Annotated in this window: 14 protein-coding genes and 1 other RNA gene; all 15 read right to left on the reverse strand. The window is 46.3% G+C overall.

The features are described 5' to 3' along the window. Positions 1–1,307 precede the first annotated feature (1,307 nt). Positions 1,308–1,682: a transfer-messenger RNA gene (ssrA, locus tag ACN08X_RS00005) on the reverse strand. 127 nt (positions 1,683–1,809) lie between these two features. Further along, on the reverse strand, positions 1,810–2,310 hold the full coding sequence (locus ACN08X_RS00010) for a DUF4190 domain-containing protein (protein WP_419107554.1): 501 nt from the start codon (positions 2,308–2,310) through the stop codon (positions 1,810–1,812). A 36-nt stretch (positions 2,311–2,346) separates the two neighbouring features. After that, on the reverse strand, positions 2,347–2,838 hold the full coding sequence (smpB, locus tag ACN08X_RS00015) for an SsrA-binding protein SmpB (protein WP_419101518.1): 492 nt from the start codon (positions 2,836–2,838) through the stop codon (positions 2,347–2,349). A gap of 16 nt (positions 2,839–2,854) precedes the next feature. Then, positions 2,855–3,967 (reverse strand): peptide chain release factor 2, encoded by a 1,113-nt coding sequence (gene prfB / locus ACN08X_RS00020; protein ID WP_419107555.1) that lies wholly within the window; start codon positions 3,965–3,967, stop codon positions 2,855–2,857. Positions 3,968–4,009: 42 nt separating this feature from the next. Next, positions 4,010–4,486 (reverse strand): pilus assembly protein TadG-related protein, encoded by a 477-nt coding sequence (locus ACN08X_RS00025; protein ID WP_419107556.1) that lies wholly within the window; start codon positions 4,484–4,486, stop codon positions 4,010–4,012. Further along, positions 4,483–4,938 (reverse strand): hypothetical protein, encoded by a 456-nt coding sequence (locus ACN08X_RS00030; protein WP_419107557.1) that lies wholly within the window; start codon positions 4,936–4,938, stop codon positions 4,483–4,485. Before ACN08X_RS00030 ends, ACN08X_RS00025 begins: the two co-directional genes overlap by 4 nt. A gap of 3 nt (positions 4,939–4,941) precedes the next feature. Beyond that, a complete protein-coding gene (locus tag ACN08X_RS00035) occupies positions 4,942–5,397 on the reverse strand; it encodes a TadE/TadG family type IV pilus assembly protein (RefSeq protein WP_419107558.1) in 456 nt (151 codons plus the stop codon). Between the two features lie 16 nt (positions 5,398–5,413). After that, entirely contained in the window at positions 5,414–5,620 is a 207-nt protein-coding gene (locus ACN08X_RS00040) for a hypothetical protein (RefSeq protein WP_419101523.1), read from the reverse strand. Between the two features lie 46 nt (positions 5,621–5,666). Next, positions 5,667–6,596, reverse strand: a complete 930-nt coding sequence (locus ACN08X_RS00045; RefSeq protein ID WP_419107559.1) for a type II secretion system F family protein — start codon at positions 6,594–6,596, stop codon at positions 5,667–5,669. Continuing rightward, positions 6,593–7,450: a type II secretion system F family protein gene (locus tag ACN08X_RS00050; RefSeq protein WP_419106020.1), complete on the reverse strand. Its 858-nt coding sequence runs from the start codon at positions 7,448–7,450 to the stop codon at positions 6,593–6,595. Before ACN08X_RS00050 ends, ACN08X_RS00045 begins: the two co-directional genes overlap by 4 nt. 9 nt (positions 7,451–7,459) lie before the next feature. Further along, positions 7,460–8,704, reverse strand: coding sequence for a CpaF family protein (locus tag ACN08X_RS00055; RefSeq protein WP_419101526.1), 1,245 nt, complete (start codon positions 8,702–8,704; stop codon positions 7,460–7,462). Positions 8,705–9,050: 346 nt separating this feature from the next. Beyond that, positions 9,051–9,833, reverse strand: a complete 783-nt coding sequence (locus ACN08X_RS00060) for an ABC transporter ATP-binding protein (RefSeq protein ID WP_419106022.1) — start codon at positions 9,831–9,833, stop codon at positions 9,051–9,053. 6 nt (positions 9,834–9,839) lie between these two features. Continuing rightward, positions 9,840–10,724 (reverse strand): ABC transporter permease, encoded by an 885-nt coding sequence (locus tag ACN08X_RS00065; protein WP_419101528.1) that lies wholly within the window; start codon positions 10,722–10,724, stop codon positions 9,840–9,842. Then, the gene (locus ACN08X_RS00070; RefSeq protein ID WP_419106023.1) at positions 10,721–12,736 is read right to left on the reverse strand and encodes a glycosyltransferase; all 2,016 of its coding nucleotides are present in this window, start codon (positions 12,734–12,736) and stop codon (positions 10,721–10,723) included. Before ACN08X_RS00070 ends, ACN08X_RS00065 begins: the two co-directional genes overlap by 4 nt. 3 nt (positions 12,737–12,739) lie before the next feature. After that, entirely contained in the window at positions 12,740–13,927 is a 1,188-nt protein-coding gene (gene glf / locus ACN08X_RS00075) for a UDP-galactopyranose mutase (protein ID WP_419101530.1), read from the reverse strand. Between the last annotated feature and the right edge of the window lie 53 nt (positions 13,928–13,980).

Raw genomic sequence — 13,980 nt, forward strand, 5'->3', positions numbered from 1 at the left:
CATATTCATTGCAGAATTGCTGCTGGTTGCCCCAGACCCAATTGGGACACTCCGAGCAGTGCGCAGAAAAATATAAATAATTATCTCGCGTTACAATTACAGACTAAAACTGTTTGAGTTCTCTAAAAATTTATCAATTATATTCTGATATTTTTCTAGGCATATATCTGAAATAATCTCTACTATCTCCATAGTTTATACCTAACATAAATAAACACATATGAAACCTATCGCATCATGATTACAATAGCCTTTTTCAACACATGTTTCCAATTACTTGGCTAGATATGAAAAACTCTATCCGATAAGTATATAACATGAATCACTAGCTATTCGTTCAGCGCTATTCCCCTTTCTATAGTATTCAATCACCGTTGGTTCTATATGACTCTTTGAAAAGTAGAGAAGAAATATCACTATTTGATTTTGTTATACTATCGAGCAAAAGGGGCTATCTAAGATTATTAATCATTAAATATACTGCTGTTGTAAAAATAAAGGGGGGCAGCCAGGCAGAAGTTACTGGTCATCGATGGGCCCCTCAGCGTTGATGATTTCATGGGCCTACACCAGCACAGAGGGAGCTTTCAACGACGAAAACTCAACTAGGTTCGGCACGTTTTCGGCTCGCTAAGCACTACCACTACACAAGTACGCTCAACCAACCGGACTATATACTAAACCGGTCTTAGTCTGACGTTGAAGAATTCTCGAACTTCATACGCTACTTCTTCACACGTGTAGTATCAACTTCATCTGAAAATTACAGCAAAATCAGGCAGTATTACTTCTCAAACCTCAAGAAGATTCGTAACTTCCATGACGAACGACCCATAGGCTTTTGCCCCGTCCCAAACAATCGGAGGCGTTGAACGAGACAAATGAAAATGTGGTTTTTCAACGCAGAAAGATCCGCAAAAGCTGAGGTTCAAACCCTAATACCAACCCTAACTTAGTCACGCTGGACCGATTAGGATGCTTAATTACACTACCCAGCCTGTAACCGATGTCGGTTCCATATCAGTTAGTTCCGCAAGATAAGTTTTTCGAAGGTCAACGAGCTGATGAATCATTGTTAGTCGTCGCCCATTAAAGAACGATGTCACGCTAGTAAGTGCCTGATTCAGATGTTCCCCACTAACCATTTGTTGTGACTAATTTATCGCCAGCCTGTGATTTTCTTCAATCGAACAGCAATCTCTTCGAATTCTGCCGAAAGATCCTTACCCAGAAGCTCAAAGGAAAACATGAAAACGGGGGGGGGGGGAGCGTAACACCCTACTAAAAGCAGTTTAACGCTCCCCCTCAAGTGGAGATGCGGGGAATCGAACCCCGGTCCGACGTGGCCTTGTCAGGGCTTCTCCGTGCGCAGTTTACGCTTCGGTGTTTTCGGCTTCGGTACTTGCGTAAACACATATACCGCCAAACCTATTCGTATAAAAGTCCTTCACTCCCCTACGACGAGGAAGTGAAGCAGTGGCCTTATAAAGCTGATACTAGAAACTCTGAGCTTAAGGCAAGCTCAGGCTAGCAGACTGGACTCGCGCTTAGGCAGCGAGTGCGAAGTCAGTGCGGTTATTAGTTTTTGCACTTATTTTTTGCAACGGGTATTAACGAGTATCCGCTACATCCTCGGCACGCTTCACCTGTCTCAACTCACGTCGTCGAAACCGATCATCCCCAATATTCTTTTGTCAAAGAACTCCATGAAGTGAAAGTTATCTGCTGGTGTGAGCCTAAATCACACTACAGGACCATTCACTCATGGAAACACCATCCTACACTATAGGTTGAGTGTTTAGCAAAGGTTTAGGAGTTAGAAATTTCTACGTCAACGCCTTTGGACTTTGAATCAGTGTAATCGGTGATGCACTGTTCTAGCTGGGTGGGGTTGTCTTGGTATTCTTTGCAGTGTTCTGCTGCTTCAAAACCAATGTTAATAGCCACGCTCCAGAAGAATGCCATCACAATAGCAGCGAGAATAGAGAGCACACCCAAGATGATGCCGGCGATCGCTTTGCCGCGTCCAGCCATGGGGTATGGCTTGAGCTTACGCAACGCCATAATACCTAGGATGAGGGCGATGAGGCCCAGTAGACCACCGATGACGAGCCATCCGCTCAAGAAGCCGAGAATACCGAGAATTAGAGCGGCAAGTGACATTCCTTCGCCGGGTACTTTCTGCCCGGGCATAGGTGCGTACGCGTTAGGCTGAGGCATCTGGTATCCGCCTTGGGGTGCTTGGTTGTTGTACCCGTTGTGTGGGGTTTGCTCAGGCTGAGGGGTGTTGCCATAAGGATTTTCAGACATGATTGTTCTCCCGTTTTTTGTTATGTGTTTGTTCAGCTATCCGAGGTTTTTGTATCGCATAGCTCGACGTGCTTCGAGACTGTCTTGTTTCTCTCGTAGCGCTTGACGTTTGTCGTACTCACGTTTACCGGTTGCTAACGCGATAGAGACTTTGACCTTGCCCTTTGTGAAGTAGAGTTTCAGCGGAATTACTGCATACCCTGTTTCACGAAGTTTTTGGTCGATTCTGTTGATTTCACTGCGGTGCATGAGGAGTTTTCGTCGCCGTTTCGCGGCGTGGTTCGTCCATGAGCCACGTCCGTATTCGGCAATGTTGACGCCTTCTAACCAGAGTTCGTTGCCGTACATCTGGCAGAAACCATCGACAATAGATGCTCCGCCGTCACGCAATGATTTCACTTCTGTACCTAACAATACAATGCCGGCTTCATAAGTATCAATGATGTTGTAGTTGTGTGTAGCTCGACGGTTTGAGGCAATGACATGGTTATTTGGGTCTGCCCCTGAGCTTTTCTTTTTCTTCGCCATCTAAATTGTTCACCTCCTATACTTCTGCGCGTTCGGTAGCGCGCCATCGAATACCCGCATCGATAAAGCCTTCTAACTTTCCATCGAATACGGCACTGGGGTTACCTTCTTCGTAGTTTGTTCTGAGGTCTTTGACCATTTGGAAGGGGTTCAGAACATAGGAGCGCATTTGGTCACCCCATGTTGCTTTGACGTCTCCTGCGAGTTCTTTCTTCTTTGCGTCTTCTTGTTCTTTTTTCAGCAACAAGAGTCGGGATTGAAGAACGCGTAAAGCTTCAGCTTTGTTTTGAAGCTGAGATTTCTCATTTTGCATGGAGACAACGATGCCCGTAGGGATATGAGTGAGGCGAACAGCGGAGTCTGTTGTGTTGACGGATTGCCCGCCGGGCCCAGAGCTACGGAATACATCAATCTTAATGTCGGAGTCGGGGATGTCAATATAGTCGGTTTGTTCGATGAGTGGAATAACTTCTACCGCGGCGAACGATGTTTGACGACGTCCTTGATGGTCAAATGGGGAGATGCGTACGAGTCGGTGGGTTCCTGCTTCTACCGAGAGTTTACCGTAGGCAAAGGGTGCTTGCACTTCAAATGTTGTTGATTTGATGCCGGCTTCTTCTGCGTAGGAGGTGTCGAGTATTTGGGTGGTAAAACCGTTTTTCTCAGCCCAGCGAAGGTACATTCGTTGAAGCATTTGAGCGAAGTCTGCTGCGTCTACTCCTCCTGCGCCGGAGCGAATTGTGACGACTGCTTCACGCTGGTCGTATTCGCCGGAGAGTAGCGTGACGACTTCGAGATCAGCAAGTTTTTGTTGAATATCTTCTAACTCTGTTTGCGCGTCGTCAAGCATGGTTGGTTCATCTTCTTCTTCAGCAAGTTCGACGAGGGCTTCAAGGTCGTCGATGCGTGAGTGAAGACGTTCTAGACGTTCTAGTTCAGATTGTTTATGTGACAGTTGTGAGGTTACTTTTTGCGCTTTTTCTGGGGAGTCCCATAGGTTGGGCGCGCCTGCTGCTTCAGATAGCTCTGCGATAGAGTTTTTGAGCGCGTTAATATCGCTCACCTCGGCAATTGATGCGTAGGTTGAGCGTAATGTTTTAATCTCTGCAGAAAAATCTAATGAAGCCATGACTCTTAAGCCTAACTGAAAAACAATAATTCTGCTGTATGTTTACTGTTCTAGACGGCTACGAGCAGAACTTGTTGCGCTTATTTCTACTCCTTCAGGGACGACAACGCTCATAAGAGGGAGTTTAACCCGCGTACGCAAGGTCACAAGGGCGGTCTCGGGTGTAGATGCTCCTGTTGGTGAGGAGAGTATCAAGGCCTCAAATTGTGTATACGCGGAACTTTCTCGAAGAAAATTTTGTGCACTCTCTTGTACAGAGGCGTCGTTCAGAAGGACTCGAGGTTTTACCCCACCACGATGTAACGCTCTAATCTCTTGTGCAGCGGCAGAGCTAGTGCGGTCCGCAAGAACTTGCAATTTTTTATGTTCTACATATACGGCGCTAATTCCAGCAGTAACAGAGGCAATGAGTAGAAGGACTAGACATAACCCAATCAGCAAGAGCATGATGCTCCCCTGCTCTTGTTCCTTATGTGCGGGTGTAGAGAAGCTAATGGCGTCTTGTGGTTTTCTTATCAACGGTATTTTCCTATCCATACAGAACTTGTGGAATTCATCGTTGCAATAGAACCAACATCAAGTAAGGGCATCAAAGGTAGTTGAACGTCCACACTAGCTGTTACATCAATCCGTTGTTGGCTGTGGCAATCATTCACACAACTTAGTTGAAAATGTATTTGTTCACCATTGAGGTTATAGTCTTTCCCTACAAGTTCTGCAATATTGCGTAAGGCTCTAGGGTTGAGCTCTTTTCCACCTGCATCATGAATGGTCTGCCCCAGCTGTGCAGAGATGGAAGAGGCTGCTAGAGCACCAGAATGTAGGGTAAAAACGGTGAGAAGAAAATAGACGGTAGGGATAAAGAGCATGACGCTTAATCCCACGAATTCAATCAAGGCGTTGCCGTCTTCTCTTGTGTTCTTTTGAATGAACTTTGTGATGATGGCTTTAAGGCAAGAAGATACGTTCATCTTTTATGTTCCTTCTGGTGTAGGAACTATTGCGTGTGCCGCTACATCAATACCATGTTCAAACCCGAAAGGTCCTACGACCGGTAGGGCACCATGCACACGAATTTCGAGAGTCTGATACCCATCTACCGTAACGAGTTGATAACTCACCTCTGATGAGTAAACGGCTGGAAGTTCAGAGGCAATGATGTCTCGTGTGCGTTGTGCACCGTCAGAGTAGTTACGATCGAGGAGGGCGCCATATCGTGCACCTGTTGAGGCAGCATCAATCAAAATATTGCGAGTATAAATCGCAAAGGTTATTTGTAATACCAGCGCAAAGAACAAGACAGCAAGAGCACTGACCATCACAAATTCTGCGGTGGCGTTACCATCTTCTGCAGTGTTGCGTATTTTTTCTTTGGACAAAGGATGCTGCCTCAACGGGGTGTGAAAGAATCTGAGTTCTTTTGTGTTCATCAGCTTAAGCTCACGCTTACTGACCAATCATTCCGATAGCGTTATTGAACATGTTCAGCAACGCATCTTTTGCAACGACGAGCAGCGCAGCAACAAGGATTGCGGTCATCATCGTAATCATCACCCAGCCGGGGACGTCTCCACGTTCTTCTTCTGTTTTAGCTTGTAAAGTCCAGATAAATGCTGTGACGGTGGCAAGAATTTTTTGGATGAGCTCTTTCATGAGTGTTCTCCTTAGGTAGTTTTTTGGTCGTAGAGACCCGTCTTTTTTAGAAGTTGAGGTTGATAAGCGATAGTCCTGGGAAAATCGCGAAAACAACCGTCAATGGCAAAATGAAGAAAATAATGGGTGCCATCATGGCAATCTCTTTTTTTCCTGCAATTTCCATTAACTCTCTTTTTGCGTTGTCGCGTACGTCTTGTGCTTGTGCTCGAAGAACATCAGCCAGTGGTGTTCCTCGTTCGATGGCGACGACAATACCGTCCACAAAACGTGATAGCGGTGGTAAAGAAGTACGCTGCGAAAAATCTTGAAGGGCGTTCACGAGGCTGTCTCCTGAGCGCATTTGGGAAAGAATCTTTTGGAACTCTGTTGCAAGTTCACCAGAAGAACAGTTGCAGACTCGTTCGATGGCGCCGAGGGCTGATTCTCCTGCGGTAACCGATAGTGCCATGAGTTCGGCAAGGGCTGGGAACTCTGCAATCATTTGGGATTCTCGTTGTTTGATGTTTTGAGTCAGCCACCAATCTCTTGCAAGGAATCCGGTGATGGCGCAAAAGATGGAGAGTAAGAAGGCTGCGATAAAGTCTATATTTCCTCGTAATGCGCCCGTGCCAAAGATGAGTATGCTCAATAAAAGTGCCGTAGTTGCCCATACGAGTTGTTCAGCTCTAAAGGTTGTGACGTCCATGGAGCTACCACTGTGAATAAGGCGTTTTTGTAAGGCTACGCTGTTGGCGGTTGACGAGTTGAAACGTTGCTGTATGGATTGGGATATGGGTCGGATGAGTTCAACGCTACCGCTGATGAGGCCTAGATGTTGGTTTCTCGTGTGGAGGTGCTGGGTTTTCATCTCGATGGCTTTGAGTTGCGGGGCGATACGATCGCTAAAGTCTGTTGTGTGCCCTCGATAGAGTGCATCTCCTACGAGCCAAAGGCCGGCGGCTAAGATCAGGCTGAGTATGAGGAGGATGCTCATACGAGGACTCTTTTCTCTTCGGGTAGCTCGCCAAGTTTGAGCATAAGACGGTAGGCAATAATTGAGATGATGAGCCCACTAAGCATGACCATAAATCCAGAAAAGCTATTGTAAATATGGACGGTTCCTGGTTGGGTTGCCATGAGGCAGAGTACGACCCAGGGTGCTGCGACAGCAAGTTTTGCGGCGTTGATGGTCCATGACTGCCGGGCTTCAAGTTCGGATCGGGTTCGGGCGTTTTCTCGTAAGAATTCGCTGAGTGTTCCTAGAAGTTTGCTGAGGTCTGTGCCTCCGACTTCGCGTGTTACTTTGAGCGCTTCGACGATGTTATCTGCGGTGGGGTCTGAGAGTCGTTCTTTGAGTCGGTTAAGGGATGCGACGAACTCGCCGGTAGAACGATAGTCAGCAGAGAATTGTTCGAAGGCTGGACGGAGTTCTTCTGGTCCACGGTATTGGAGTTGCATCAGAGCCTCTGGCAGGGAGAGTCCTGCACGGATGGCAGAGCGTAGATGGTCTACGACGTCGGGCCAGAGTTCTCGCATGAGAGCTACACGTTTCTTTGCTCGCTGACGAATCATCATCCATGGTGCTATACATCCTAGGCAGGTGCTCAATAGTGCAAGGTTATATAGTGCAGTCAGCGCAAAAATCACAAGCCCCAGAAACAGTGCAAAGCATATGCTAATAAGGTAGAACATTTTTGCGGAGACTCGGTGTACGTCTGCTTGGTGAAGTAAAAGTCTTATTTTTGAGTCAAAAGTATTTTTTCGTGGTTCTTTGGCTGGTTGTTCCCAACAGGATAGCCAGATGAGGAATACCCCAATGCCTAAGGTCAAACCCAAAATAATGTTCATGAGAGTTCCTTAGCTTTGCCCTAGTACGTTCTCAAAGGTGTAACCCTGTTGAGCAAACTTTTCTGCTGCAGGTAGTTCAGATGCGTATAAGGTGAAGTCTTCTCCGTCTCGTTTAAAAATAGTGCTGGTTTCGATAATCCCGTTTTCTACGCGATTTCCTAGCGCAATAATTTCTTGAACGTGGCGTTGACCGCGACGTGTTCTTGTGCAGTGCACAACGAGATCAAAACAGGATGCAACGGTTGGAACCACAAATTGCGAGGAGATATTTTCACCGGCAAGAAGGGGTAGAGTGCACATTTTGGTGACGGCATCTCGTGCAGAATTAGCGTGGATGGTGCACATACCTGGTAGACCAGAGTTTAGCGCGATAAGCATGTCGAGGGATTCTGCTTCACGGACCTCTCCGATGAGTAGCCGGTCAGGGCGCATACGTAGCGCTTCTTTGACGAGCCTACGTAGGTGTATTTCGCCTTTTCCTTCGAGGTTAGCTTGCCGACATTGCATACCAACGACGTCTCGTAGTGGGACGTTGAGTTCAAAGATTTCTTCGCAGGTGATGACGCGTTCTCGTGCTCCGATGCTTGAGCAAAGACAGTTGAGCATGGTTGTTTTCCCTGCTTGCGTTGCACCGGAGACGAGAATGTTCAGTCCGCTGGCGACAGCCGCATCGAGGAATCGAGCGGCAGCGGCGTTCAATGACCCTAAACGGACCAGGTCGTTGAGGCTTCTAGCGCGCGCAATAAATTTTCGGATGTTGACGTTCCAATGTTTCTTGGTGATGTCGGGAATGACCACGTGCAGGCGGCTACCGTCGGGCAATGAGGCGTCGACGAAGGGTGTGCTGAGGTCTAGCCTGCGTCCAGATATTTTGAGCATGCGTTCTACGAGAGAGCGGATTTGTTCACTATTGAGTGTTATTCCGGTTAGTTCAGATTCGCCTGCTCGAGCAACAAAAATTTCGCTGGGAGAGTTAATCCAAATTTCTTCGACGCTGGGGTCTTCAAGGTATGGCTGTAGCGCACCAAAACCACAGATTTGGTGGATGAGCCATTGTCGTGCGTTCGTCAAGTCTTCAATGCGTGGGAGAGTTCCACGAACCATGCGTGTTTCGTAAGCGTTAAGAGCTTGATCGATGAGTTGATGCGCTTGTTGGGTGTTGTTGAGAGGGTCAATTCCACTTTCACGGATGAGCTCTCGAACATCGTCTTCAAGGATTTGATGCCCTGAGTTGCGTTGTTGTGTTAGGTGCATGGTTTTCTTTGCGTTTGTATGGCAGTGGTTAGCCTAAACATCAGTTCAGACATAAAAAATCTAAATCTACAACATTTTTATTTCAACTAAATATTATTTTTGTGGATAAGTTGAAGACTTTTGGGCACCTTGGAGCATATGTTTTCACCCAAATGGCCCACTAATTTTCACTAAACATTTAATGAAAGTGCTAGTCAAGAGTTCTTTCAAGAAATAAACATGTTAAGTTGTCTACAGAACACCCCACAAGAAGTAATAAAACGTTATCCCTTGCCATAACGCAAACATGCGGGTAACCTGCCCGAGGTTACCCGCATGAATATCTATCACAAGATGAAATTATTGTTTAGGAGTCGAGACTCTCACCGCGCATAATTTTCACGGCATCGTCAACAGGCCCGTCAAAAACCATATGTCCACCGTCCATGATGATGCCACGATCACAAATCTTTGAAATCATATCTAGCTCATGGCTCACCACGACGAGAGTCTTTCCCGCCAAACACAACTGGCGGATACGTTCCAGACACTTCTTCTGGAATTTTTCATCACCAACAGCAAGAATCTCATCAACTAAGAAAATTTCTGGATCTGTGTGTACTGCTACCGCAAAAGCAAGTCGAAGATACATGCCTGAAGAATAAAACTTCACTTCAGTATCCATAAAATCACCAATTTCTGCGAACTCTTCAATAGAGGCAAATTTTTCGGTAATTTCGTCTTTGCTCATACCAAGGATAGCGGCATTCAAATAGACGTTATCGCGTCCGGTCAAGTCAGGGTGAAAACCTGCGCCTACTTCAATCAGTCCTGCGATACGTCCACGAGTCAGCACCCGGCCAGAATCAGGAACCATCACACCAGATATCAGCTTAAGCATGGTAGATTTTCCAGAACCGTTTTTACCTAATAAGGCAACACGCTCTCCCTCACGAATATCGAAGGTCACTTCGTTGACGGCATTAAACTTTTCGTTCAGGTCACCTTTACGTCCGCTGACAAGCCAAATAAAAGCTTCTTTCATAGAACGCGTATGACGCAGCACAAAACGTTTGATAAGCCTATCAATGCGGATGACTACAGTGCCGTGAGGGTTGACTGGAGGTAAGTCAAACTTTTTAACTTTCATCAATAATCAGAGCTCCTGAGCGAAGTTGCCTTCACAACGACGGAAGAAAATATCTCCCAGCCACAAGAAGAACAACGACACTAAAATCGCTACAGGCGTCCAAAACGTCAGTAGATGAGGTGGAATCTGTGCAGCAACCGAAGACGCCAGCTCTGTTTCATCAAGAGTTGGCATCCAAAAAGCATAGTGATAAAGCTCTACAGCAATAGTCACAGGGTTCAGCAAGTAAAGGTTAATGACCCATGGATAAAGAGTGTCACGCACCATCGTCCACGAATACAGCACAGGAGAAATCCACGTTGCAATCATCAATAACATATCAACGATGTTTTCAGAATCTCTAAAGAAAACATTGGCAACGCCGAAAATCAGCCCCAGCCCCGAAGAGAAAATCATAATGATAATCGTGGCGACGATAACCGCACCGAGCTGTTTCACATCTGGCGACCAGCCTGCAAAAAAACAGGCTACTAAAAGCACTACCACTTGCGGAACAAAATGTATTAGTGCCACCCAAACTGTTGAAACAGAGAACAACTCACGCGGTAGGTAAATCTTTTTAATCAAAGCACCATTAGCGATGAGCGCCCGCGCACCATTACTAAACCCCTCGGAGAAGAAGTTAATAATCACCATTCCAGAAAAGAGGTAGATGGCGTAGTTGTGCATTCCTCGTTCTAGGCCCAAGAACACGCCAAGGGCAATATAGAACACACTAAACTGCACGGCAGGTTTAATGTACGACCATAAAATACCTAACACAGATCCGCGATAACGAACCTGAATCTCCTTATCAACAAGAAGTTTAAGAAGATATTTATGGGATGGTATATCGCGTAGACCGCGACCTGAGCCCGGAACGCTTAAAGGAATATCAGCAAGTTTTTTCATCGAGTAATTTCAGATTCAGTATGTTGATCAAACGTTTTCTTCCATGACTCAAAAGAAGTCAATTCAGTAGCAGCTGCGCGGTATTGCTGACGTAGCTGAGGCCAGCTCTTAAGAATCTGTGCCGTCAGTTTTGTTGATTCAACAAGTTTAGAGCGCAACTGCTGCGGGTCACGTTTATACCATGAAACGGCAGAACCTTCTGCGTTAGAAACCAAAACAGAATCATACTGGGACATACGCCACCAACGGTTATCGAGGTGAGCAATATGTGCCTGTGGGCGGTTCTTATATGTATCTTCAACCGGTTTGACAATCTGCTTTGCAAGGGTTTTAACAGCCCAAGGAACTAAGCTCTTATACGATGGTGGCGCAAAACCGCGGCCATTACGCGGAGGCTTGTGCATCTTTGGTTCGGGGAAGGACTCGATGTCTTCTTTGAATTGTGCATCCGAGTACTGTTGTACAAGTTCACGAATCTGGGGAAGACGCTCAGACAAAATAGTATGTAGCTGTTCGGGGCCTTGAAGAATATCGCGTAAAGCCATAATTCTTCCATGCTCGGTAAAGTACTGCATCGAAATAAGATGTTTCACATCCGCAAACGAAGATTCTTGTAAGAGCTTTCCGCCACGCTCATAAGGTGAGTGAAGCAATGAAGTGATGATGCGGTTACGAATGTGGAAGTATGCCTGCCAGCCAACAAGATCATCTTTATCTGCCCATGAGACGTGCCAAACAGCTGCACCAGGTAGAGATACAGTGTGGTATCCAGCTTCTTTAGCTCTTAGACCGTATTCCACGTCATCCCATTTGATGAAGATGGGTAGAGAAAGACCAATTTCTTTGATGACTTGCGTTGGGATAAGGTCCATCCACCAACCGTTGTAATCGACGTCGGTTCGTCGATGCAACCATGGGGTGTTGCGTAAGCTACCGTGCAAGAAGTCATGTCCAAGGAACTGATCTGCGTGAGGTAATGAGGGTTGGAAACGGTAGCGGTTTACGACTTCACCGAAGGTGTGTAAGACCGTACGGTTGTAGAGGTCAAACATGTGTCCACCCACAATAGTAGGTTTACGGCACATGTCGGCAAAAGTGAGTAGACGAATAATAGATTCTGGTTCAACGACGACGTCGTCATCTAGTAGAAGGGCGTAGTCGCTACCGTTTTCTACTGCTTCATACATGCCGCGAGCAAAACCACCAGAGCCGCCCAAGTTACCTTGATTAATGATGCGCAGTTTTCCAGGAAGCTGCGCTGCAACTTCTTCAAAGCCTTCAGCATCTTGAAGTTTTTGGCTACCTTGGTCAACGATAAGAATTTCTTGAAGGTTTTCCAAAACTTCTGGATTTTTTGCCAGCAGACGTAGGTTATCTAGGCAGAAGTCTTGTTTATTCATAGTGGTAATCTGCAAAGTAATTTTCCCTGCAGTTTTACCGTTATCTTCACCTAACCACTGAGCAGAGTGAAGAATCAGGTTATCTTCACCGCTAGCAATGAGCTCGAACCAGTACCAGCCGCCGTCACCAAAGGGTTTAAGCGTCAAATCGAATTCTGTAGTTTCTTTACCAGAAAGGCTCTTTGAATCAACACGCTGAATAGATCCGCGTGCATTGGACTTATACACAACGATAGTTCCAGTACCGTTCGTACGAGTTTGCAAACGCACAGAGGTCAGAGGCGTCCAACGTTTCCAATAAGAAGCGGGGAAAGCATTGAAGTAGGTGGCGAAAGAAAGTCGTGTTCCAGAACGAATCAAGGTAGAACCGCGACCGATAAAATCCTCAATCTGAGTTTCTGATACCTGAGAACCGAGATGCGCAGAATCGGTACGTTCTGTTGTTTTTACGGTATCTAAGGAATCGTTCGAGGTAAGTGCCCCTGAGACGTGTGAAAGTTGCACGCCGGTTGCGATACCAGAATCTACGTATAGCGGAATCGTATCGGTCTGGTCTCGTTCTGGGAAGATGACACGTTGTAGGGTCTTCATCGTTACAGTTTCAGTGCTCATCATTTATACCTCAACTCCGCCAGAAACAATCTTCTGGCCTTTTTCGAAGTGAGGTCTAATTTTGTTATCAAACATGGATAGTGCAGAGCCAATAGCCATGTGCATATCAAGGTACTTGTAAGTTCCAAGACGTCCTCCGAAGAGTACGCTCTTCTCCCCCGCAGCGAGATCACGGTAGGCAAGAAGCTTTTGACGATCGTTGTCAGTATTAACGGGGTAATACGGTTCGTCGCCTTTTTCTGCAAAACGAGAAAATTCACGCATGATGACGGTTGCATCTTTGGTGTAGTCACGTTCCGGATGGAAGTGGCGGAACTCGTGGATACGAGTGTAGGGAACGTCTTCATCGGAGTAGTTCATGACAGCGCAGCCTTGGAAATCTTCCATTTCGAGGACTTCTTCTTCCAAATCAATAGTACGCCAGGACAAATCACCTTCTGCGTAATCGAAATATCGGTCGACAGGGCCAGTGTAGACAACAGGAATCTGCCCAAGAACTTTTGAACGGGAGTACTCATGTCCGTCTTCAAAAAAGTCCGTGTTCAGGTGAACCTCAATATTTGGATGTGCTGCCATACGCTCTAACCATGCAGCATAACCGTCTACAGGAAGACCTTCATATTTATCGCTAAAGTAGCGGTTATCGTAGTTATAACGCACAGGAAGACGAGAAATAATAGACGCGGGGAGTTCCTCGGGGGAAGTCTGCCACTGTTTTGCAGTGTAGTGCTTAACAAATGCCTCGTATAGAGGGCGACCAATCAAGGAAATACCTTTATCGTTAAGATTTTGAGGGTCTGTTCCAGCAAATTCTCCAGCTTGTTCTTGGATGAGAGCCTTAGCTTCTGTGGGAGAGTATGCGGCGTTGAAGAACTGGTTGATGGTTCCTAGGTTGATAGGTAGGGGGTAAACGATGCCCTTATGCTGTGCGTATACGCGGTGTTTATAATCCGTGAACTTTGTAAAACGGTTGACGTATTCCCAAACACGTTCATTTGAGGTGTGGAATAGGTGCGCACCATATCGGTGTACTTCAATGCCAGTGCGCTCTTCTTTTTCGCTGTATGCATTACCGCCAATGTGAGAACGACGGTCCAGAAGCGCAACCTTCAGTCCCAATTCAGTAGCGGCTTGCTCTGCGATTGTCAGTCCGAAAAGACCTGAACCTACGACAACAAGATCAGCGTTCACAAATACTCCTGTACTTCTCGCTTGAGTTATGAGCCGCTCAAGCTTTCTTTATT

Source organism: Rothia sp. P6271, assembly GCF_048512995.1.
Taxonomy (GTDB): domain Bacteria; phylum Actinomycetota; class Actinomycetes; order Actinomycetales; family Micrococcaceae; genus Rothia.